Origin of the sequence: Sphingobacterium sp. DR205, from assembly GCF_011064245.1 — a bacterium.
Taxonomy (GTDB): Bacteria; Bacteroidota; Bacteroidia; order Sphingobacteriales; family Sphingobacteriaceae; genus Sphingobacterium; species Sphingobacterium athyrii.
Map to the genome: position 1 here is coordinate 6,079,254 of NZ_CP049333.1, position 25,085 is coordinate 6,104,338.

Annotated in this window: 12 protein-coding genes and 1 tRNA gene; 11 read left to right on the forward strand and 2 right to left on the reverse strand. The window is 44.4% G+C overall.

Annotated features, from left to right (window positions below):
• Window positions 1-139 precede the first annotated feature (139 nt).
• The 8 genes from G6053_RS25945 to G6053_RS25980 are packed head-to-tail and all read left to right on the forward strand — an operon-like array spanning window position 140 to window position 17,917.
• Window positions 140-7,126: a type I polyketide synthase gene (locus tag G6053_RS25945; protein WP_165309055.1), complete on the forward strand. Its 6,987-nt coding sequence runs from the start codon at window positions 140-142 to the stop codon at window positions 7,124-7,126.
• Between the two features lie 19 nt (window positions 7,127-7,145).
• Window positions 7,146-11,390 carry a type I polyketide synthase gene (locus G6053_RS25950; protein ID WP_165309056.1) on the forward strand — a complete coding sequence of 1,415 codons (4,245 nt, stop codon included), beginning with the start codon at window positions 7,146-7,148 and terminating at the stop codon, window positions 11,388-11,390.
• Complete coding sequence (locus G6053_RS25955) at window positions 11,378-11,677, forward strand: phosphopantetheine-binding protein (RefSeq protein ID WP_108636764.1); 300 nt, start codon at window positions 11,378-11,380, stop codon at window positions 11,675-11,677. Before G6053_RS25950 ends, G6053_RS25955 begins: the two co-directional genes overlap by 13 nt.
• Window positions 11,668-12,450: an alpha/beta hydrolase gene (locus G6053_RS25960; RefSeq protein ID WP_165309057.1), complete on the forward strand. Its 783-nt coding sequence runs from the start codon at window positions 11,668-11,670 to the stop codon at window positions 12,448-12,450. Before G6053_RS25955 ends, G6053_RS25960 begins: the two co-directional genes overlap by 10 nt.
• The gene (locus tag G6053_RS30865; protein WP_165309058.1) at window positions 12,443-14,848 is read left to right on the forward strand and encodes a nucleotide disphospho-sugar-binding domain-containing protein; all 2,406 of its coding nucleotides are present in this window, start codon (window positions 12,443-12,445) and stop codon (window positions 14,846-14,848) included. Before G6053_RS25960 ends, G6053_RS30865 begins: the two co-directional genes overlap by 8 nt.
• A gap of 3 nt (window positions 14,849-14,851) precedes the next feature.
• Window positions 14,852-16,123, forward strand: a complete 1,272-nt coding sequence (locus G6053_RS25970) for a condensation domain-containing protein (protein ID WP_165309059.1) — start codon at window positions 14,852-14,854, stop codon at window positions 16,121-16,123.
• The gene (locus G6053_RS25975) at window positions 16,120-17,373 is read left to right on the forward strand and encodes a condensation domain-containing protein (RefSeq protein WP_165309060.1); all 1,254 of its coding nucleotides are present in this window, start codon (window positions 16,120-16,122) and stop codon (window positions 17,371-17,373) included. The genes G6053_RS25970 and G6053_RS25975 overlap by 4 nt, the downstream gene beginning before the upstream one ends.
• A 7-nt stretch (window positions 17,374-17,380) precedes the next feature.
• A complete protein-coding gene (locus G6053_RS25980) occupies window positions 17,381-17,917 on the forward strand; it encodes a hypothetical protein (RefSeq protein WP_165309061.1) in 537 nt (178 codons plus the stop codon).
• A gap of 219 nt (window positions 17,918-18,136) precedes the next feature.
• Here the strand turns inward: G6053_RS25980 and G6053_RS25985 are convergent, their stop codons facing one another.
• Window positions 18,137-20,701, reverse strand: coding sequence for a tetratricopeptide repeat protein (locus G6053_RS25985; RefSeq protein WP_165309062.1), 2,565 nt, complete (start codon window positions 20,699-20,701; stop codon window positions 18,137-18,139).
• 433 nt (window positions 20,702-21,134) lie between these two features.
• Window positions 21,135-21,208: transfer RNA gene (locus G6053_RS25990), tRNA-Pro, on the reverse strand.
• 342 nt (window positions 21,209-21,550) lie between these two features.
• Between G6053_RS25990 and rplS the strand changes: the two genes are divergently transcribed.
• From rplS to G6053_RS26005, 3 genes are all read left to right on the forward strand, one after another.
• Window positions 21,551-21,898 (forward strand): 50S ribosomal protein L19, encoded by a 348-nt coding sequence (gene rplS, locus G6053_RS25995; protein WP_077437627.1) that lies wholly within the window; start codon window positions 21,551-21,553, stop codon window positions 21,896-21,898.
• A 336-nt stretch (window positions 21,899-22,234) separates the two neighbouring features.
• Window positions 22,235-23,320 carry a carbohydrate-binding family 9-like protein gene (locus G6053_RS26000; protein WP_165309063.1) on the forward strand — a complete coding sequence of 362 codons (1,086 nt, stop codon included), beginning with the start codon at window positions 22,235-22,237 and terminating at the stop codon, window positions 23,318-23,320.
• A gap of 125 nt (window positions 23,321-23,445) precedes the next feature.
• Window positions 23,446-25,056, forward strand: a complete 1,611-nt coding sequence (locus G6053_RS26005; RefSeq protein ID WP_108636756.1) for a CTP synthase — start codon at window positions 23,446-23,448, stop codon at window positions 25,054-25,056.
• The last annotated feature ends 29 nt before the right edge of the window (window positions 25,057-25,085 follow it).

Sequence of the window (25,085 nt, forward strand, 5' to 3'; positions counted from 1 at the left end):
CCAAATTACCTTTATCATTAAATATATAATAAAAATTAACTACTTTTATTCCAACATAACAACCCTCCTATCAAAACCACAAAGATTTTGATGTTTGTTATGGGATCTCCTGCTATTATATGTTCAAATTCATCAATGCATGAAAAATTTAACCATTATTGGATTAACACCTTTTGAAAAGCCTGACGTCAATCTTATGCCCAAACTCCATCAGGCGGGGGCATTTCCCGTATTAAGTTTGGGGTACGACTTAGCCTGCGCTCAGGAAGCACTGAATCAACTTGATCAGACTGCTGTATTTAATTATGGAATTCATTTTCCAGATGACAAACTTCTGTCCCTTCATATTCCGGAAAAAGTGAGTGTTGTCATTGTTCCTTTCAGAACTCCGGCTCCCAAAGCCCCGCAACTGTCCATTGTGTATCAGGTCAGCAGTCTCGAAGAGGCCATTCAAGCCCAAAAACTTGATGCAAAAGGAATTATCGTCAAAGGAAATGAAGCCGGAGGCTTGGTCGGCTATGAATCCACATTTGTGCTCTTCCAGCGCATTATCAAAGAAATCCAGTCTATCCCCGTATGGGTACAAGGCGGCATAGGTCTGCATACCGCTGCTGCAGCGAAAGCCCTCGGTGCCACTGGAATCGTATTGGACAGTCAACTTGCTCTTTTCCCGGAGTGTTCCATTCCACAGGACTTTAAAACACGCTGTGAAAAATTAAACGGAACAGAAACTAAGGTGATCGCGAACCATCGTGTACTGGTGCGGCCAAACTCACCTGTACTATCTGACCAGGTCGATGCCTCCGAACTCAGCAGGTATTTTACTGACTTAAATCCAGCAGTCAGCTATATCCCTATGGGACAAGACATTTCCCTAGCCATCGATCTTTACGAAGATTTTAGGACCTTGAAAAAACTTGTTTTTGGGTTTCAAGAGGCGATGTATGGTCATTTAAAACAGGCCAAAGCCTTGCGCCCCATCGACGGAAATAATGCGTTAGCGAAACAACTTGGCCTACGTTATCCGATCGCACAAGGCCCCATGACCCGTGTCAGTGATGTGCCTGCTTTTGCCAATGCTGTGGCAGAAGCCGGCGCACTCCCCTTTGTCGCGCTATCTCTGCTTCGCGGCGAACAGGCCAAAGCCTTGGTCATGGAAACCAAACAGCTTGCAGGAAACAAAACCTGGGGAGTGGGAATTTTAGGTTTTGCACCACAGGAATTGCGTGAAGAACAGTGTGCTTATATTCTAGAAGCAAAACCTCCCGTTGTTCTGATTGCCGGTGGTCGTCCCGCACAGGCTAAAGTCTTTGAAAAAGCAGGTATAACAACGTTCCTGCACGTTCCTTCCCCAGCACTGCTCGACATGTTCCTCAAAGAAGGCGCAAAAAATTTCATTTTCGAAGGTCGCGAATGCGGCGGTCACGTAGGGCCTCTCTCAAGCACTGTACTCTGGGAAAAACAGATCGAACGTATCTTAAAAGAAGATCACCCGGAACAGATCAACGTCTTCTTTGCCGGCGGTATCCACGATGCGTTTTCTACGGCATTTGTCTCCATTATGGCAGCTCCTTTAGCTGCGCGTGGTGTAAAAGTAGGCGTACTGATGGGAACTGCATATCTTTATACACATGAAGCGGTAAGCAGCGGAGCTATTCAGGAAGAATTTCAGAGACAAGCTATGCAAGCCAAAGATACCGTTCTACTGGAGACCGCACCGGGTCATGAAACACGTTGCCTAAATACCGCTTTTGCCCAACATTTCAACCATGAGAAAGCCAAACTATTGACTGCAGGCATAGATAAGAAAGAAGTCTGGGAAAAACTCGAAAAATTAAACGTCGGCCGCCTGCGTATCGCTGCTAAAGGTCTCGACCGTCAAGGCGATCAACTGGTCAACATCCCCAAGAGTAAACAACTGGATCTGGGTATGTATATGATCGGCCAGATTGCAACCATGCAGAACCAGGTGATCTCCCTAGACACGCTGCACCAACATGTCGGCATTGGCAATCAGCAGTATATCCATGAAGCAATATTACCGGAAGAACCGCTTTCCAGCGAAAAACCGTTGGATATCGCCATTGTCGGGATGGAATGTATCTTTCCTGGAGCCAAAAATCTAGAAGAATTTTGGCGCAATATCATCCTTGGAAAAGATAGCGTTACCGAAGTGCCGGATGAACGCTGGAACAAAGATATCTACTATCAACCTAACACAGACGGCCCCGATGTGTCCCACTCGAAATGGGGTGGTTTTATTCCGAAAATTGATTTTGATCCACTAGCTTTCGGGATTCCACCGCAATCCCTCGCCGCCATTGAACCGACACAACTACTGACTTTATTGGTTGCCAAACGTGCTATGGAAGATGCCGGTTATGGCGAAAAACAAATCAACCGTGAAAATATTTCTGTTATCATCGGCGCCGAAGGTGGTAATGACCTTGCCAATAGCTACAGCTTTAGAGGATACTACAAACAGGTATTCGGAGAACTTCATCAGGAAGTGAAAGAAGCTTTTCCCCATACGACCGAAGATTCCTTCCCCGGTATTCTAGCGAATGTCATTGCCGGCCGAATCACCAACAGACTAGATCTTGGCGGCCGGAATTTCACTGTTGATGCCGCCTGTGCCTCATCTCTCGCGGCGATTGACCTTGCTTGCCAGGAGCTTATCCTTGGTAAATCGGATATGGTACTTGCCGGTGGAGCTGATCTCCATAACGGGATTAACGATTACCTGATGTTTTCCAGCACTCACGCACTCTCACGCAAAGGACGATGTGCTACATTTGACAGCGCAGCGGATGGTATCTCTCTGGGCGAGGGGGTAGCCATATTGGTACTCAAGCGTTACGAAGATGCCATACGTGATGGTGACCGCATCTACTCAGTCATCAAAGGTGTCGGTGGTTCCAGCGATGGTAAAGCGCTAGGACTTACAGCTCCGCGAAAAATCGGTCAGGTACGGGCCTTGGAACGGGCCTATAGCCAAGCAGGTATCAGCGCAGCATCTGTTGGACTGGTCGAAGCCCATGGTACGGGCACAGTGGTCGGTGATAAAACAGAGCTGAGCGCACTGACAAACTTATTCAGCCGTTCAGGAGCACTACCGGCACAAACGCATTTAGGTTCAGTCAAAACGCAGATCGGCCATACAAAATGCGCCGCGGGATTAGCAGGATTGATCAAAGCTTCCCTGGCTGTATTTCATGGCGTAAAACCGCCGACACTCCATCTCCAACAGCCAAATGCATATTATAACGCACAAACTAGCCCCTTTGCTTTCCATGCCGAAACTGGCTTATGGGGAGAAAAAAGACGTTATGCCGGCATCAGTGCTTTTGGTTTTGGCGGGACGAATTTCCATACCGTGATTGCAAACCATCCGCAGGAGGATAGTACAATCACATTGCAATCATGGCCATCGGAACTGTTCGTTTTTCGTGGCGATAACTACGACGAAGCTAAGGGACAATTGGGTCAGGTAAAAGCACTTTTAGATATCAACGATAGCCTCCTGCTAAAAGATATCGCCTACAGCTTAGCCATAGTTTCTGAAAAAGCGATCCAGCTCAGTATTGTTGCCGATACCGCCGAAGACCTGATGATGAAAATCGAACTAGCATTATCTGGCATTGAAAGCAAAGACACCTTTATTGTCAATAAACGCGAAGGTAAAACAGCATTCCTGTTTCCGGGACAGGGCAGTCAGCGCATCAATATGGCTCGTGATCTCTTTGTGGTATTCCCTGAAATGCGGAAACTTATTGCACAATATCCTGAACTGGAAAAAGTGGTCTTTCCTTCAAGTACGTTTGATGCCGAATCCTTAAAACAACAAAAAGAAACCATTAAAGATACACGTCTGGCACAACCACTTTTGGGTATTGTCGATTTAGCTTTAGCGAAATTTCTCCAGTCACTGGGTATCATCCCAGATATGCTAGCAGGCCATAGCTACGGTGAATTACCGGCATTGTGTTTCGCCGGTGTATTTGACGAAGAACAATTAGTCGAACTGAGCAGCAAGCGTGCTCAATCCATCCTGGATTCGGTAGAAGATGGAGATCCCGGCACCATGGTTGCTGTTCATGCAGATGCCGAACGGTTGAAGACGCTCCTCGATCGTGTCGAAGGCTGTTATCCTGTGAATTACAATTCACCGACACAATGTGTTGTCGCAGGTAGCACAGCAGCTATCGGGAAACTGATGGAGCTGTTAAAACAGGAACGTGTCTCTGCCAAAAAACTGGAAGTGGCCTGTGCTTTCCACAGCCCTTTGGTCGCCAGATCGAAGGAGCTTTATGCACATGTATTAAAGGATGTTCCTTTCCGTGAAATGCAAATGCCCGTATGGTCAAACACAACTGCAGGTTTGTATCCTACTACCGCATCAGAAATAAAGATCCAACTAACAAATCATCTGGTCCAGCCTGTCCGCTTTGTTGAGGAACTCCAGGCCATGTATGCAGATGGCGCAAGGATATTTATTGAGGTAGGCCCGGGCAAGGTGCTGACAGGCCTGACCAAATCCTGTCTGGAGCAAGATCAATTGACCTTATATGTGGAGGACAACAACCGCAACAAACTCACGCACCTCCTCTGTATGTTTGCGCAATATTTGGGAACTGGCCGCAATTTCACTATTGACAAACTTTTTAAAGGACGTCAGGTTCAGCCTATCCAGCTAGATCAGCCAAACTTATATAAGAAAAACCCTGCTATCTGGCGTGTCAATGGACAGGCTGCCTATCCAACAACAGGAACTTTACCTGTCAATGGCGCATTGCCAATAATAAGCCCCATTAAAATGAGTAACCTTAATAATCCTATAGCCGCAACAACAGCTGCACAACCAGCTGCAGAACGTATGCTGCAAGAATATTTGAACAGCATGAAAATGCTGATCCAGGCACAACGTGATGTCATGCTTTCCTTTTTGGGACAAAACCCACAAGTAACACCGATGCCGGTCTATTCGAACCCAACGGTAAATGAGGCCACAGATCGTTCTGCTCAGATTCCGGTACAACCAGCTCTCAGGGAAAGTCCCGCTGTCGCAACAGCCGTACAAACAGCAACTAAAGACATTAAAACTTTATTGTTACAGGTGGTAAGCGACAAGACCGGCTATCCGCATGAAATGCTGGGCATGGAAATGGATCTGGAAGCGGATCTCAGTATCGATTCCATCAAACGGGTCGAAATTATCGGAACACTACGCACTGAGCTCGGAACATTAAGGTTTGATGATGCAAATGAAGACACGATCATGGAACAATTGGCCGCCATAAAAACCTTGAATGGCCTGGTTTCCTGGTTAACGGAATTCAGCGGCGCAACAGGGGAACCGGCAATGGGCATTCCAACAGGAGTACCAACAATGGAAATAACATCAGCAAACAGATCTTCATTCTCCCTTCCGGAACTACAGACAGCAATCCTAAATATTGTCAGTGAAAAAACCGGTTATCCCAAAGAAATGCTGGGATTGGATCTGGACCTCGAAGCGGACTTGAGCATAGACTCGATCAAACGTATGGAAATCATTGCCGAACTGAAAACCAAAATCGGTTTTGGTGAGGACCTTGAGCAGGCCGAAGATCTGATGGAAACCCTCGCAGCCATTAAGACCCTTAACGGTCTTGCTTCATGGATCAGTGAAGTCAGTGATACCGCTCCGGAACAGAACCTCTTATCCCGACTTCGTTTTGATCTGACACCTACAGATAATGCTTCAGCACAGAATACTGAAATTCTGCAAGGCAAACGTTTTGCCCTTGCTCCGGACCATGGGCAACAGACCTTGGCTATCAAAAACATGCTCGAAAAACATGGTGCTATTGCGGAATTGGTCAATCCGCAAAATGATCTTGCCGTCTTCGATGGACTGATTATCTCCGACATATTTTCAGCAAAAATCCAACATAATATTATAGACCAAGTTGATCTGATCAAAAAAATGAATCTGGATCGGGCCAAATGGGTCTATTTAATCTCAGACATCCCGGCACATGTCACAAAAGCAAACGATACACATGCGCTACGTCATTACCAGGGTTACCCAGGATTATTTAAAAGTCTGGCCCGTGAGTTTGAACAGACCAGCTGTCGATTGATCAGTTTAAACACGCCACAGGAGACGGATCAAATTGCAGAAATTGCACTAAAAGAAATCTTAACGACAGATAAAACCGTAGAGGTTATCTATAAAAATGACCAACGACATACAGTCGATATTATTCCTTCGCCGCTATCAACAGGCAACGAAGAAGTGCAAATCCAACTGGATCAGAAATCTGTTGTCCTTGTACTTGGTGGCGGACAGGGTATTACTTCCGAATTGGTAAAACACATGTCTGCCTCCTACCCCTGTACCTACATTCTTGTGGGTAGATCAGTAGATCCGAGAAAAGATACGCCTATTGCAAAAGAATTGGAGACGATGACCTGCAAGGAACAGATCAGGGCCCACCTCATTCAATCGGGGCTATTCCATGCTCCGGCACAAATCGAGAAAGAGACCCTGCGCATCTTTAAAAACAATCAGATTCTGCGGACGGTCCGTGATATGGAGCAACTGGGAAACACCGTCGTTTATGAGTCGTTGGATCTCTGTGATGAAGCTGGATTAACCGCCTTACTCCATCAGATCTATGAGCAATATGGACAGCTCGATGGTGTTATTCACGGTGCCGGGCTGTTGGAAGATAAGCTCTTCAAGCAAAAGACAACCAGCTCCTTCGGACGCGTCTTTGACACCAAAGTAAAACCACTGCGCGTGCTGGCCGAACAACTGCGTTCAGATTGTCAATTCGTCGTCCTGTTCTCCAGTATAGCATCTGTTTATGGCAACAAAGGCCAGACAGATTATGCTGCAGCAAACAGTGTTTTGGATGATTATGCCAATGTATTGAATAAACGCCTAAAAGGAAAAGTTCTTTCAATCAACTGGGGACCATGGAAGGGTGCCGGTATGGTTTCACAAACTTTGGAGACAGAATATGAACGTCGTGGCATCTCCCTGATTCCTTTGGATGAAGGAAAAGAAATTTTCCTTAATGAGATCAAGTACGGCACGGACAGCCAAGTTTTAATTATGTCAGGCAAAAATTGGTAAACCGTCACATCCATTGATTATGAAGAAAACAGATGTTGCCATCGTTGGTTTATCCTGTGTCTTTCCGGGAGCACAGGATGCCAATATATTCTGGCAAAATATCGTCAATAAGGTTGATTCTACCGAATTTGCGCCGGCTGATCGGATTGACCCGATCCATTTTAGTGGAAGTCCGGGAACCGTGGACCGCTTTTATTGCAAACGTGGTGGTTTTATTTCGGACTATGTTTTCGATCCGACAGCATTTGGCATATTGCCCCTCGCTGTTGAGGGTACCGAACCCGACCACCTGCTCACGCTTGACCTGGTACAGAAAGCATTGGAAGATGCCGGCGTATTCCAAAAGCAAAAATCCCTGGAAAGGGCAGGAATTGTGATCGGAAAAGGAAATTATACTGGTCCTGGTGCTACGCGTGCCATAGAAATCGTACGCACGGGCGAACAGATCTCATCACTTTTACAGGAACTTTTACCGCAGGTTCCTTCGGCTGATATCGAAAAGGTAAAGCAAGCATTCCAGGAACGCAAGGGGCGCTTTGCCGCTGATACGGCCATGGGCTTAATCCCCAACCTTGTTGCCTCCCTTGTTGCCAACCGCTTCAATCTAGGCGGCGTAGCCTTTACAGTAGACGCAGCTTGCGCCAGCGCACTAATCGCGGTGGACCATGCGGTGCAGGAATTGCAGCGTGGCCGTAGTGACCTAATGATCGCCGGTGGCGTACATACAGGGCAAAATGCTGCTTTTTGGAGTATCTTTACACAGTTGGGAGCCCTTTCCCACAACCAGCAGATCAAACCATTCAGCATGGATGCCGATGGCTTACTAATCGGTGAAGGCTGTGGTTTTGTTGTATTAAAGCGGCTTGAAGATGCTATACATGACCAAGATAAAATCTATGCTGTCGTCAAAGGGGTCGGCGTGAGCAGCGATGGTCATGGCACAAGTCTCATGAGTCCGTCCGTTAAAGGTCAGCTAAAGGCACTACAACAGGCTTGGAAAAATGCTGAACTGGACGAAAAACAGATCGGTTACCTGGAAGCACACGGTACGGGAACTCCACTTGGGGATAAAACAGAGCTGCAGACCTTAGCGCAATTTTTTGGTAAGGATGTGGCTGCGCCTGTTGCTGGAATCGGTTCGGTCAAATCCAATATCGGTCATGCCATGCCTGCGGCAGGAATCGCGGGGCTGATAAAAACCTGTTTGGCGCTTCATCACGATACATTACCACCGACGCTTTATTGCGAAAATCCGACCGCTGATATGCAGACAACGCGATTTGCACCCGTGCAGGAAGCAAAAAGCTGGTCAAAGACAGGTCTACCCAAAGTGGCAGCAGTCAATGCTTTTGGTTTTGGCGGTATCAATGCACATGTGGTATTAACGGGTTACGATATGCCGAAAAAAGATCCGGTATTGTTACTTGCCCGGCCAACACATGCGGAACTGCTTGTGGCCTTACAGCATAGCGACACAGCAGTAGGTGAAGGCAATTATCGTCTCGCTCTATTTGACCCAACACCGGAACGGATTGAAAAAGCAATCAAAATTGTCGCTAAAGATAGGGACTGGCGCAACAAACAAGATATTTGGTATACCTCTATGCCATTATTACAAGAGGGAGGCAAGGTCGCCTTCGTCTTCCCGGGGTTAGATGGCTTAGCCAAGGGAGAGGTCAACTCGGTCAGCCGCTATTTTGGATTGACAGCGCCCATACAAACGGAAGGTGAAGGTTTGTTGAACGATGCACTGGATATTTTCAATGCCTGTAGCATCCTTGATAATTCCCTCAAAAAACTGGGGATCTATCCTGATATGAACGCCGGACATAGTTTGGGCGAATGGCTCGCCGGCTACTCTTCGGAGCTGGCGGAAGCAAGTTCGGTCAAAGATCTTATTGATGTACTTAACCCGCAGACATTTGAACTCAAGGATTCCAAGTTTATTGCCATCGGAACAGGCCTTGCGGAAATCACCCCTCTGATCGCGGAGATCGCCAATATTTATGTTTCCAATGACAACTGCCCACATCAGGTCATACTCTGTGGCAGTAATGCGGCTTTGGATGAGCTTGTCCCCCTATTGAAGGCAAAGCAGATATTTCATCAGATCTTACCGTTCCAGTCGGGTTTTCACTCACCTTTTGTAGCAGACAAACTTGACCTGATCCTGGCAGGCATGGAAAAAGTGCAATTTCAGCAGACCAAGATCCCTCTGTGGTCAGCGACAACAGTAATGCCTTACCCATCGGACCAACAGGCTATCCGTCAATTGAGTGCTGAACACCTTGTCGAGCCAGTCCGTTTTCGTGAGCTGACGGAAAAGCTATATGAAGAAGGTGTTCGTTTCTTCATCCAGGTGGGTACCGGTGGATTGATCGGTTTTATTGACGACACCTTAAAAGGAAAAGCATTTAGCACATTGGCCTCCAGTGTCACAACGCGTTCGGCGCTTGCCCAGTTACAACGTGTGGTCGCCGCTTTGTTTGTGGAAGGTAAAACGGTCGCGCTGGATTTTCTGGCGTTACAAAACCACACAAAAAAAGCAGCAAATAAAGGGATGACGTTGCAGCTTGGATCACCTATTGTCCGCGATTTTGAAGCGCTCAAAAATTTAGGAAAATCTTTGGGGACAGCCCAGGCTCAATTGAACGCAAATACCGTTGTAAAAGACAACCATCCTTTGGTACAGACATTTCGGGAGAATATCGCCGATATGATCAGGATGCAAGAGGAAGTATTAAATCTCTTCCAAAATAGGCCACAACCTGCTTTTGTCTCGGTTGTAGCGCCACCTGCTGTCTTAGAGAAACCTGTAAGTTCCCATTTCTCAAATAAACTACAGATCAATCTGGAGAGCCATCCCTACCTGATCGACCATAGTCTACTACGGCAGCCACAGGGATGGTCAGAGGTTGCCGATATGGAACCTGTGATTCCGATGACCATGATCTTTGAATTGCTAGCTGAAATGGCACAGGCGGAGCAATCCGGCTCAAAAATCCATAAAATCATGCAGGTAAGTGTGTTTCAATGGATGAACGTAGCCAAACCTTTTGAAAAAACAGTTAAGGGTGAATGGCGCACTCCACAACGCGCCTATCTGGATATTGAGAATTTTGCAAATGCGGAGGTAGGCTTATCAACCGTATATCCCCCACCGCCAAGCTTTGACCTTTCCATCGGCGAAACCTTACCTATTACACGTACTTCTGAAGAGATTTATGAGAAGCATATGTTTCACGGAACAGCCTATCAAGGGATTATGGAGGTAACTGCCGTAGGTAAAAAAGGGATAACAGGTAAGATCAAAGGCAATGGCGGCAAAGGCTCTTTACTGGATAATGCCGGGCAACTGTTTGGCTTATGGCTGCAGCTCACGCTGACAAAAGATCGCATTGCGTTCCCGGTCAAGATTAGGGAAATTGAATTTTTCGACGATATACATAACCAAGAAGGTCTATTCGAATGCACCTGTATGTTGACGGAGCTGAACGATGAGTTTGCTATCGCAAACATTACGCTCCAACGAAACGGAAAAGTATGGTGCGCAATCCGTGGCTGGCAAAATAGACGGCTGGAAATCGATGAGGCACTCTGGAATGTTTCCATGTCACCGTTGCACAACCGACTCTCAACGGAAATCGCACCAGCTGTTTTCTTCTTTCACCAGGCTTATACGCGTGTCGCTTCCTGGGACTTTATTCTGAAACGTTATTTCAACCAAACTGAAAAACAGCATTACCAACAGTTGCTGCCCAATCGCAGAAAAAGTTGGATGGTAAGTCGTGTTGCGGTAAAAGACGCGGTACGACAGCTTTTAAACCGTCAGAAAAACCATCCCTGCTATCCGATTACGTTTGAAATCCGCTCAGACGAAGTAGGCAAACCTTATCTTTTGGGCGATATGACAAACGATATTCATATCTCACTGGCTCATAAAGGTAAGGATGCTGTGGCTATAGCCCGGAAGGACAAACCGGTTGGCATTGACATGGAAGTCATCGAGGAACGGAGTGCCGGTTTTTACCCACTGGTTTTTACCGATGCGGAAATGGAATTGCTCCAAGGCAGAGAGCAGGCCGAATGGACAACCCGCTTTTGGGTAGCGAAGGAAGCTTATGGAAAATTCCTGGGCACCGGCTTAAAAGGTAACCCCAAAAGACACGAAGTAAAACGTATCGAGGGAGATCATCTCTGGATCAATCAAATAGAAATAAAAACGATCAAACACCAAAATTATATTATCGGATGGACACTGTAAACACGACACTAAAATTAAATCATGAAGAATTATTCGCTTTATTAAAAGGCTTTATCACAGAGGTTATCGGCGAAGAATTTGTTGAAGAGATGGATATCACGCCGGAAAGCTCCTTTACAAAAGATCTCGAAATGGACAGCATTGAAATTGTTTCTTTTTCGGAAAAAATCAAAGCACATTTTGGTGAGCAGATTGATTTTACCGGCTGGTTATCTTCGATGGACCTGGATCAACTGATCAATCTTGACCTCCGTATGATCATCAATTATATCTACGAATGCCAATAATTACGGTCAACAACAGGAAAGTTCACATACAAGAACTTAACAAAGGCGCTGAACATACCGTGGTACTGATCCACGGTATGTTCAGCAACCTCTCTATTTACTATTTTAATATTGCCCCAGTCCTGGCGCAGCATTTTCACGTCGTCATGTATGACCTCAAAAGTCATGGCATGAGCGACCGTGCATTGGAAGGCTATGATCTTGAAAATATGTCATCCGATCTAATTGCTTTGTTGGATACGCTACAGCTTAAAAACATCCATCTGTTAGGATATAGTTTTGGTGGACTTATTGCACTTAAGACGGCATTGCGGATGCCTAAGCGTGTGGAAAAGTTAGTCGTTATGGAAGCTCCGGATCCGCAGGATGAAAAAGCACGCAATATTATAGATGAATATAGCAAGGAGTTTTTGGAGCATTATATCGCAAATTTTACCGATACGACGAAAATGAAAATGGGTAAGCGACAGTTTGAAAAAAACCATCGCCTCTACGAATTTTTATTCAATCAGACGAGCATCAAAGCCGATATGAGCAAGGAGAAATATTTCCTCCATGAAATAGATGCAACAGCGTTGCCACCATCTACCCTGTTGCTGTATGGAGATGTTTCCAATTGCAAGCCAACGGGCGAATGGCTACAAACAAAAATCCCCGGTGCACAGCTGGAGCTTATTCCCGGAGACCATAATATTCCCATACAAGAACCTGTACGGATAGCTGAAACTATCGTTCATTTTTTATCTAACCCTTTATTACAAAACCATGGCTAAATTTGTGTTTGTTGTCCCCCCACTGACAGGTCATGTCAATCCGACGTTGAGCATTGGTGCTGAACTTTTGGAAAGAGGACATGAGGTGGCCTGGATCAGTCTTGACAAAAACTTAACCGATAAACTTCCGGCTGGAGGGAAGCTATTGCTTATTCAGTATGACCAGACCGATGAAGAAAAAAAAGAAAGTGAACAATATCTCGATATTATTTCAAAAAAGATTGTTTATGGTATTGATAGCATTAAATTTCTATACGAAGATGTGCTTATTCCTTTAAATAGACATTGTTATAAAGGTATTCTTGACTTATTAGAAACATGTGCACCTGATCTCGTCATTGGTGACCATCAGTTATTCGCCGCTGCTGTTGCGGCAAAAAAACTGGGATTTCGCTATGCGACTACTGTAACGGCTCCCGCAGCCATTAAAATTGTTAGTGAACTCCCAAAAGTGCACGAATGGGAAGAAAAGCAGATCGTCGCTTTACAACAGGAGCTCGGGGTAACCGGAAATAAATCTTTGGATTGCTCGGACCTGCTTACACTTGTCTTAACATCCCGTTATTTCTTTGGTGAGATGGATCTCAGCTCAAACTATCAATTTACAGGACCTGTCCTGTCCGAACGTCGGATATCCGTGGGATTTGACTGGGATAAACTGCATACCAGTAATCAAAAAAAAATCCTGGTCAGTATCGGTACCACCTTTGATCATGATCATAAGAAAGCATTTTTCCAAAAAGTAATCAATGCGTTTGCCGGCGAGGACTTGACTGTGGTCGTTGTTTCAGATCCGCAGCTATTTGAATCCTGGCCTCAGAATTTTATGGTTTATCAGCAAATCCCTCAATTGGATCTATTACCACATCTGGATGCAGTCGTATGTCATGGCGGCCATAATACCGTTTCCGAAACTCTTTCACAGGGTCTGCCACTTGTGGTCATCCCGATCGCTTACGACCAGTCGCATGTAGGTGGCCGCGTAGTTCGTACTGGTGCCGGTGAACGACTGAATTTCAATCGTTTTAAGGCGCATCACTTAAAAGAGTGTGTTCATACCATTCTAAACAATCCATCCTACCGCGAAGCTGCACATACCGTACAGCAGTCCTTTATCGAAGCCGGAGGCACAAAATCTGCAGCAGACTTATTGGAAAAGGCAGCTGTTTCTGTTACCCCAAGGGCGGAAATGCCTGCGAAGTTCCTCATCGTTGTACCACCATTTTTCGGACATATCAGTCCAACGTTAAGCGTTGGTGCGAGCCTCCTTGCCCGTGGGCATGAAGTCCGGTGGTTTGGTATAACGCCATTAGCTGATCATCATATTCCTACAGGTGGAAGTTATATCTATCCGGAAGCAGATCTGGCACCTTTTCAGGAGGAACTCCAACAGCTATTGAAACGTCAGGACGATGGTCCTTCCTGTTCAGGCCCCGAAGTCATGAAACTGGCACTGGAAGAAACCTATGTGCCGATCGCAAAAATGATGATGCCGGGATTGGAACGTCTTCTCGGCCAATGGCAGCCCGATGTGATCGTAAACGACTGCATTACCTTTGGAGGCGCGCTATTCGCACATAAACATCAGATCCCTTGTGTGACAACAACCCCTGTTCCTCCTGACGTCATGGGTGACACGGAAAAGAATGCACCTAAGATATTTGAATGGCAGCAAAACCTGATCAAAGATCTTCAGAAGGCCGTAGGAATTTATGACGACGGCATTTTTATACACTCTCATCAGCTCAACCTGATATTTACGTCACAAGCTTTCGCCGGCTTTGAAACAGTACCGCCACACATGAAATTTGTCGGACCGGTCAAAGGTCGTCCAAATAACACTCCTTTTGACTGGGAACGTTTGGCAGCAAGCACTACTCCGAAGATATTTGTATCCTTAGGTACACTACTCGTGGATATTCGAAAAGCATTTTTCGGCAAACTGATCGAGGCTTTCGCAAATGAACCGGTGACAATTATTGCTGCTACTCCACCGGAAATATTCGACGAATGGCCTTCCAATTTTATCGTGAGCGGCTTCGTTCCCCAATCCGCTCTGATGCCACAGATGGACATGGTTATCTGCCACGGAGGCTTCAATACGGTGAACGACACCTTTACAAACGGTCTGCCCATGCTGATCACACCGATTGCGTATGATCATTTTCATACGGCCAAACTCATTGAGCAGGCCGGATGCGGATTGAGTATCCGGTACAAACGCATGCGCATTGACACCCTACGCGACACTGTATTTGAGTTATTGAATAACCCCAAATACAGAAATGCCGCTAAGGAGGTACAAAAAACTTTTCAAACAGCTGGTGGCAACGATCAGGCTGTAGCGCTATTGGAAGGCTTTGTAAAACAAGAATGTTCGACGTTGGCACAGGTATAGGCTATGAAAAGAAAACTACTATTTGGTGAACGCATGCTGCTGGGGGATGGAACCGAACCCTTCAATGCCGTTATTCCTTTTCGGCTACGTGGTGTTTTCAATGAAGAGGACATTCGATATGCACTGAGCCGCCTTCAGGAAAAACATCCCTGGCTACGGGCACTCATCCAACATGATTACAGGAATATACCTTGGTTTCAAGTTCCGGAACGAACCATATCTATTCCGGTACGGTTCGTAAACCGACAAAGCGAAGATGACTGGCAGGAAGAGTCCAAAAGGGAATGGCATTCGACCTTCGATTATCAGTCCAAACCGCTAATCCGATTTGTCTGGATAAGGGGTGAGGATGTTTCGGATATGTTATTTGTATTCCATCATTGTCTATGCGATGGCGGCTCGGCCATGGCACTATTACATGAATTTTTAAAGGTGTTGGACAACCCTACTGCGGAGATCGGGCTGGAAAATCCTATCCGTGGTATTGAAGATGTCGTACCGGAACATATCTTACAGAGTGGTAAGAAGCGATTTAAGGCAAAAACAATCGGTCGATTAGCAGCTTTAGCGATTAAATGTATTCCGGTCAGCAGAAAAGCGATCGATCGGCAGACGGACTATTTAATTCATTGGAAGCTGGACGAAAGCACCAGCAGGCAACTTATTTCTTATTGCAAGTCATTGGATATCACTGTTAACACATTTCTGGGGGCTACGGTCTTGGAAGCATTCCATAGCGTACGTGGTTCGTCAGCGTTCAATAAAATTTCCTGTCCCGTAGATATCCGACGTTTTGCGCCACAGATAAAAGATGACCATATTTTTGCGTTCGGATTGATGATTGTCATGTCTTCGAACCAGAAGATGAGCTTTTTGGATAACCTCCGGTTGATGCAGGATGAAGTGGAACGCAAAACAGCGAAACTCAATCCTTATATCACCATGATGGTGATGGAATCGGCCCATGATGCGCTGAAGAACTTTACCAAACTCTTAAAACGGGGTAAATCATCCAATGACTGTATGTTTTCTAATTTGGGCCGTATACAGATACCCGATCAATATCGCACATTCAACCTGGAAACAATCTTCAGTCCTTCGGTCATTGGTCCTTTGGGCAATACAACGACAATGGTCACCTCTACCTTTCGTGGACAAATGGATTTTTCCTTTATGGGAAGCGAAGGTTACCTTCCCTATAGTGAAGCATTGGCCATCCGGGATGTGATCATAGACCGGATCAGACAACAATTAGATTATCAGGTGGCATCATGATCGAAAGAAAACTAATGATGGTGGAACGGATCATGTATGTTGATACCGAAACGCCCTTAAACTGTGTATTTGCAGCTAAAATCAATGGGGAGATCGCTGAAAGACATCTTCGGAGAGCGCTGGCAAAAATTCAACGGAAACACCCTTTGCTCCGATCAGTCATCCAGATGGCAGATGCACAACAGCCCCATTTTGTTGTACAGGAAGACATGGAATCCATTCCACTCGTTATATTCAGCCGTCAAACGGATATGGACTGGCTCGCCGAATCGGAACGGGAATGGTATCGCCCATTTAAAGCTGACAGTAAACCACTAGCCCAATTGGTATGGATCAAAGGGGATTCCAATTCGGAGTTGCTTTGGGTATTACCACATTGTGTCTGCGATGGAACCAGTATTGTAACGTTGATGCGGGAGCTACTTTACCTATTGGATAACCCCGATAAGGAACTCGAACCCTACCAGCTCTTTGAATCGGTTAATGACTTTCTACCACAGAGCTTCGAGCTCCGAAAAAAATCACGCAAAGCCAAGTTCTATTTACTGCTGGCGAGATTCTTCTTTTTCCTGCAACGAAAGAGCAGAAAAAGAAACCAGGGGAAAAACTATGCGATGCACTGGAAACTGGATGCGGAAACAACGGCGGCCATAACCCAAGGTTGCAAGGCGCAAGGCATTACTGTCCATGCACTCTTATGTACGGCATTTATGCAAGCTTTTCGGGAGGTGCAAGGTAAGGCTGCAAAAAATAAAGTGATCAGCCCGGTTGACATCCGCCACTTTATCCCGGAAATTAAACAAGATCATATGTTCGCCTTCGCTCCGACAGTGGAACTTTCCCTAAAAAAGGGAAACGATAATATCATGGGTAACGCGAAAGACATAAAAAGAGCACTCACACAAAAAATAGAAAAGATGGAAGCCCGGGAGCTGCTCTGGATGGGCGAACAGATGCATCCGCTGGTGGAACGCATGATTTCCATGTTAAAATCAAGTCCGGGAGGACATGACCTCACGCTATCCAATATGGGTAAGCTCCAAATTCCAAACGAGTACAACAACTTCACTCTGGAGACCATATACAGTCCAACAGTGGCTTTCCCCTGGTTGAATTCAAATACCTTGGTTACAACGACCTTTAATCAACAAATGGATTTTACGTTTATGTCCAATGAAGATTTTTTACCAAAAGAAGAAGCGATTAAAATAAAAGATACGGCTATTGCATTCATGACCTTGCCCCTATAGAATACCCATGACGAAGTTTACGGAATCAAAGAAAATAAAAAAAACAACGCTCAGGCGATTTTTAAGAAAACGCGCAATTTATTATATCCTCCCCAATGTTTTCTTCAATTTCCTGGTTGCTTACGCCAGCTTCCAGGAGCTGGGATATACGCACTTTTTCGCTGGTCCGCAAAGTTTGGCTCGACTGACGCTACCGATGGCCATATTTTTACCTGTTGTCCTTACAATGGATATTATCAAACGGGTGATCGCAGCCATAGAACAGGAGTCAATCGCTTTAACAGTAGACAGTGAACTGAACAGGAATAAATTTATTACGAAGCTGTGTATTATCCATGGCTTCGTAACGGGTTTATTTGTATTCCTCTGTCTCTTGCTGGCACAATATAATCTGTCTACACACTATAGGTTAAATGCAACCGCAATGGCTATTTTAGATGGGCTTCTGGCTGGTGTACTATCAATTTTATTTACATATCTACCGATACAGAAATTAAGAAAGCATTTATCGGAGTCATCATTAACAGTACAGCAAATAGAATAAAATTAGCTTACGATTGTATTTTATCATTTAAGAATCGTCTGTAACCATTGGTTTTGTGAGATAAATATATATATAGTTTCAGGCCTCCTTGTAAATGGATCTTTATTTTTTCGGAAATGCAACTACCGTATGTATTGATTTTTGGTTTTGTTGACTGTTAGGATTAAACAAAAAAGCGCTAACTTCCGTTAACGCTTTTTCAATCATCAAAAATTGCTGTTACTTTTTGTTCAATTTCTGTAAACGTTCTTTTGCTGAAGGGACAATATCATCATCTTTTTCATAATTTTCAATCACACTTTTCAACGTACTCTTCGCTTGGGAAGAATTGCCTTTACGCGCATAGGTATCTGCAAGCAATACGAAGCTCTTTGCCACCCAATACTCATATGCCTCCCTATTATTGATCACATCAAAGGCTGTCTCTTGGGCTTTGTCGTACTCCTTGTTATCATACTGCAATTGCGCCACACGGTACCGTGCCTCTGCGCCTACCTCCGTTTGGCTCTTCAGAGCGGCCAGATTGAGCTCTTTCATGGCAGACACTATATCCTTGTCCTTCAGAAAAGCCCTGCCACTGTATAAGTGTGCCTTGGCAATTTCCTCCTCTGTTGCACCATCGTAAGCCTTTATAAACTGTACATATTTGGCCATCTGTTCCATATCACCGAGTTCGAAATAACAGATCATCAGGTTAGTTACCGCATAGCCATAGTGTTTTTTATATTCAGAATTTAGCTGCAATTTTTTTAGGTGGACAATGGCCTCGTTGTATTCCTTTAAGTCCAGATATAAAGCAGCCACTGTCAGCAAAGTATTCTCCGTATACTTACTTGTCCAGTCGTTCAGGATGATATTCAGATCGTGCAGCGCTTCCTGCGGATGCCCGGTCTTATACGAACTCACCCCGCGGATGTAGCGTGCATATTTTTCTTGTTTGGGTTTCGGGAATTTATCAAAATAGGCATTGATCGCCTCAACAGAGGCTCCATATTCTCCCCGGGCAAAGAGGGAATGGGCTGCCTGGAAAGCCTGATCATCCTGCTCCGCAGGACTCAGATTACCCACATTGCTACCGATCGCATACCGGATGTAGCTCGTCGCATCGCCCTGATCGAGGTAGATGTTTTCAATGAAACGCATCGCCTGCTCTGCCTCGGCGGTTCGCGCATATTTTTCCACCACCTGTTGGAAGGTGGCCTTCGCTGGTTCGGGTTCATCGTTATTATACTGTACAAGCCCAATGGTCATCAGCGCACGTGGGACATAGCTGCTGCGCGGGTACTTTTCGATCATTGCTTGCAACCCTTTGAGCGCGTTCTCATAATCGCCCATAGTGAAATAGGTGTAAGGGATCTCAAAGGCCGCGTCATCGGCATAGTTCGAAGCCGGAAATTGTTTCAGAACGGACCGCAGGGTACTGAGCTTCGTTTCATTGTCGCCCTGCAATCCAAAGAGTACACCGCGTTGGAACAACGCATAGTCCTGATTGGGCGCTTTCCCGTTGATCAGCTTGTCATAGTAGCTGTTGGCCCGGCCGTAATCACGTAGGCACAGATACGAGTCGCCCAGACGTGCGATCACGTCATACCGTATATTTTCATCTACGGTACTTGCTCCGGCCTTCAGAAAGCGCTCAAAATAATCGGCTGCCAGCGCGAAACGGTTATTTCGGTAGGCCGCATAGGCTAGCCCATAATTAGCGTAATTATAGACCTCGTTGTTTTTTGCCGCAGGCAAGCTCAGGAACCGGGAGAAATTTTCTACTGCCTCCCCAAATTTGCGCACTTCATACATTGCCTCCGCTTTCCAGTAGGTCGCCAGAGCCGCCATTTCCGCATTGATCGGAAATTTTTCCGAACGCATAAACATAGATATACTATTTTCGAAAGCACGCTCGTTATAGAACTCCAGTCCACGGTAGTAGGTTACCTTTTGATAGATCGCATCGACTTCCTTGCCGCGTTCCTTCAGCGATTCCAGCATGCTGACCCCTGCATGAAAGTTGGTCGTCCCTCGCAGAATCTCAGCTGATAGTATTTCCGGACTTTCCTGTCTTTTGGCACCCGGATCTGCAGGCTTCACTTCCTGGGCGATATATTTCTCGAGAACTTGCTGGGCGGCCTGGGTGGAATCCATGGCAAACAGCACTTTGGCGTAGTTAAAGAGCGCATCGGCTTTCACTTGCCGGTCGAGATCCAGTTTCATCGCTTTGACAAAGGCATTTCGTGCCCCTTGCTTGTCGCCCGTTTCCAGAGCAATATGGCCCAAAGTCATGATCGCGCCCTGATAAAAGGCATCCGAAGGTTTCATCGATTCCAACATACCGCTCGCTCTTTTGTATTCGCCTGCCCCGTAAGCCAGATAGCTGATGCGGTAATTGTCGATATTGCTTTGCGAAGCGTCCGGATGACGTTTCATCAACTCATGGTAGTATGCCTGTTTATATTTTTGTTGTGCCAAATAGATGCTGGTAGCGATCTGACGCAGCTCCGTTTCGATCGCATCGCGGTTGATAAGTTGCATATTTGGACTCCTGCGCACCTTGACGGCATCGGCCAGCATCGGCCGGTAATCGCGTACGACATCAATGGAATCCATCGTCTGGACTTGCTCCGTAGTTTGTTGCCCGGGTAGCTGTTGCTTTTCTTTTTGTTGCGGCTGTTGCTTCTCTTTCTGCTGTTTCACCACTTCCTGTGCATGTCCTGTAACTAACATAGCCGAAAGTACTCCAGTAAGCAGGCATTTCAGGTAGGTGTCGCCGATTTTTTCTTTCAATATCATTGTTCGTCCGTATTTCTGAGTTTTTCCAAACGTTTCTTTGCCGAGGGGGCAATAGTGTAATCTTCCTTAGCTAGCAGAGCCAAAACTAAAGAATTCTATCCACATTGGGTAAATCGTCACGAAAAAATTGGATCCTAAAAGGCTATTTATAGGTCATATCCATCTTGTTTCCGCGATCCCCTATTCTTTTGCTTGCTATCGGCAACTGAATTTATACAATAATGGAGCCAAGAAGAAAAATAGACGGAAACAAGAAAAGCTCTAACTTTCGTTAGAGCTCTTTAGTCGGGGTGGCAGGATTGGCTCAGCCACACATGGCCCAGACACCACCCTGAGCCTCCTTCGGATCGAACCCCATAGCAACTTAACCGGCCGTAGGTTCTCGTCCTGCCTAGAAACAAGAAAAGCTCTAACTTTCGTTAGAGCTCTTTAGTCGGGGTGGCAGGATTCGAACCTACGACCTCCACATCCCAAATGTGGCGCGATACCGGGCTACGCTACACCCCGAAAAGGTATCACCTTTGTTTTGTGTGGCACAAATATCGAATCAATTTTTGAATTTGTCAATACCTCAATGCATTTTTTATACTAAATTACTGATTGATTGACCAATATTTTTATCAGCAGCATCTATAAGGACCATTTTAAAGCGCAAAAACACGGTCAAATAACCATATAAAGGAATATTCAAAATAACTTTAGATTATCCATTTCATTTTCATATCTTTGCGTCCGATTTGAATAACAGTCGATAGTTTTTTCAAAAAGTATTTTCATATTCAAAAAATAAGTCGTAATATTGCATTCCGATTTTTACAGGATATAAATCGTTAATAATTACTCGAAATCATGGATTTAGTAAAATTTGTAGAAGAACAAGCGGTAGTAAGAAATGAAATTCCCGCTTTCAAAGCCGGAGATACCATCAGCGTTCATTATAAAATTCGCGAAGGAAATAAAGAGCGTGTTCAGGTGTACCAAGGTGTAGTAATCCAATTAAACAGCGAAGGTGCTAACGCTACTTTTACCGTTCGTAAAATCTCAAACGGTGTAGGTGTTGAACGTATTTTCCCTGTAAACTCACCAAACATTGAAAAAATTGTAGTAAACAGCTATGGTAAAGTTCGTCGCGCTAAATTATTCTATTTACGTGGCCTTACCGGTAAAGCTGCTCGTATTAAATCAAAAAGAATCTAATTACGACTACCACGGCATAAAAAAAGGCTTTGAATTTTATCAAAGCCTTTTTTTATTTCCTACCAGATCAACCATCTTCCTACCCGGGACAAATCCACCCCGCTCACCCTACCACTTAGATCAACACGAAACCCCATGTAATAAAATTAAGACAATCGAATCTGATTTCTTAAAAAGAATCACCCCTCTTTGCTTAGCTAAAACATTTTACTTACTTTTAGCACTGCCAATCTTCCATACATAGAAATCAATGGAAATTTTAGGATTTTATAAAAACAGCCCCATTAAGCGCGCTTACATAAATTTCTTGGTAACTAATAGACATACAATATCTTGATGAAAACTGTTTTTTTTATATTAGCTCTTACCCTACAGACGACAACCATTTTTGCACAGCGAAATGTAGGTGATTTTCTCCGATTACAGTCTAAGCCAGAGATTTACTTTGTCCAAAAAGCTCAAACCGCGATCGAAATTGATGGTAAAGATGACGAAATATCTTGGGCAAAGGCAGCATGGACAAATACATTCAAAGACATAGAAGGAAACAGTAAACCAAAACCTGCGCTAGAAACTCGTGTCAAAATGCTCTGGGATAACGAAAATCTCTATCTGTTTGCTAAGTTGGAAGAACCTCACATCAATGGTTACCTCAGACAGAAAGACACCATCATCTATCATGACAATGACTTTGAGGTATTTCTGAAACCTAATCTGCAATCTCCTGAATATATTGAAATTGAAGTTAATGCTCTGAATACGATCATGGATCTCCTCATGACCAAACCTTATCGTTTTGGTGGGAAAGCTAACTTAAACTGGGACACCAAAGATATCCAAAGTGCTGTTTATAAAGATGGAACAATAAATAATCCAACCGATAAAGATAATTTTTGGACCGTCGAAATGAAGATCCCGGTCAAAAGTCTAAAATACTTTGGTGAAGGAAATCAAATCAAGGCAAATGAAGTGTGGAAGATAAATTTCTCCCGCGTACAATGGCACTATGATGTCAATGGAAAAGGTTATATCAAAAGAAAGGATAATACTGGCAAGACACTTGCGGAAGAAAACTGGGTATGGTCGCCCATTGGTCTGATTAACATGCATTATCCCGAACGATGGGGACATATCAAATTTGTGGATCAAGATGACCAACAATTCGTAGATGAACAATTTTTGGCATTGGAAAAAACTGTCTGGAATATTTTTTACATGCAACAAATTTACTGGAATGCAAATAAGCGCTATGCAACGTCTCTTGATGAATTGAGCAAATTTTACCCTGAAATCATTAATATCAATAAGCATTATCAACTTGTCTTTTCCAATGCCAATAAGTTCTATCGCATTGAGATTAAGTCGAAATCGCAACCCGATTTAAAGGCTACAATCGATAACCAGGGCAACATCTATTTTTAATTTATTTATTCAGTGAATCTTTCAATTATAATATTGAATAAAAAATTGCTATCTTTGTATCCCGTACATAAAGCAACTATTATTGGTCATTTTGACCACATAAAATTGAAAATCCTTTAATTGTTATGACTAAATATATTTTTGTTACGGGCGGCGTTACTTCGTCGTTAGGGAAAGGTATTATTGCAGCCTCCCTTGCTAAACTTCTCCAGGCACGTGGCTACAAAGTGACTATTCAAAAATTCGATCCTTACATTAACATTGACCCAGGAACATTGAATCCTTATGAGCATGGTGAATGTTATGTTACTGAAGATGGAGCCGAAACTGACCTTGACCTTGGCCACTATGAGCGTTTCTTAAACGTCCCTACCTCACAAGCGAATAATGTAACAACAGGTCGTATCTACCAACACGTCATCCAACAAGAGCGTGAAGGGGCATATTTAGGAAAAACCGTTCAAGTCATCCCACATATCACTGATGAGATCAAACGCCGCATGCAGCTTTTGGGGGAATCCGGTGAATATGATATCATTATTACTGAACTCGGTGGAACTGTAGGGGATATCGAATCCCTTCCATTTGTTGAAGCTGTAAGACAGCTACGCTGGGAACTGGGGGCGAATAATTCTTTAGTTATTCATCTAACTTTGGTCCCATATTTAGCTGCAGCCGGCGAACTTAAAACCAAGCCAACACAGCACTCGGTCAAAACATTATTGGAATATGGTGTACAACCAGATATCCTGGTATGCCGTACAGAGCACAAATTATCTCAGGAAATCCGCAAAAAATTAGCACAGTTCTGTAATGTTAACATCAATGCTGTTGTGGAATCTATCGATGCTTCGACCATCTATGATGTTCCATTATTAATGTTAAAAGAAAACCTGGATAAAACAGCCCTAACAAAGCTAAAACTTTCCAATAAAAATGAACCGGATCTGGAAAACTGGAAAAACTTCCTAGGTAAGCTCAAAAATCCAACAAGTGAAGTTTGCATTGCTTTAGTAGGAAAATATGTTGAACTTCCAGACGCTTATAAATCCATTACCGAAGGATTTATCCATGCCGGTGCAACGAATGAATGTAAAGTAAAGGTGAGTTATATCGCTGCCGAAAGTGTTACAAAAGAAAACGTCGCTGAAAAGCTAAAAGGTATGGACGGTGTATTGGTCGCTCCAGGCTTTGGCGAACGTGGTCTGGACGGCAAATTAAACGCGATCAAATATGTACGTGAAAATAACATTCCATTCTTTGGTATTTGTCTTGGTATGCAATGTTCGGTCATTGAGTTTGGCAGAAATGTATTGGGATTAAAAGATGCCAATAGTTTTGAAATGGATGCGAACACCAGCAATCCTGTCATCAACCTGATGGAAGAGCAAAAAAACATCACCAATATGGGGGGCACAATGCGTTTAGGTGCTTACGACTGTGAAATTAAAAAAGGCACCAAAGCCTTTGCCATTTATGGAAAAACAAAAATTTCCGAAAGACACCGTCACCGTTATGAATTTAACAATGACTATTTAAAACAATATGAGGCAGCAGGAATGATCGCTTCGGGCTTCAACCCGGAGACTGGATTAGTTGAAATTGTCGAATTGAAAAACCATCCTTTTTTCGTTGCCGGACAATTTCATCCAGAATTAAAGTCAACTGTTGCAAATCCTCACCCACTTTTTGTTAGCTTTGTAGCCGCTGCTTTGGCCAACAAGAAATCAAAGTAGTATTAGAAGGATAAAATTAATTAAGTTTA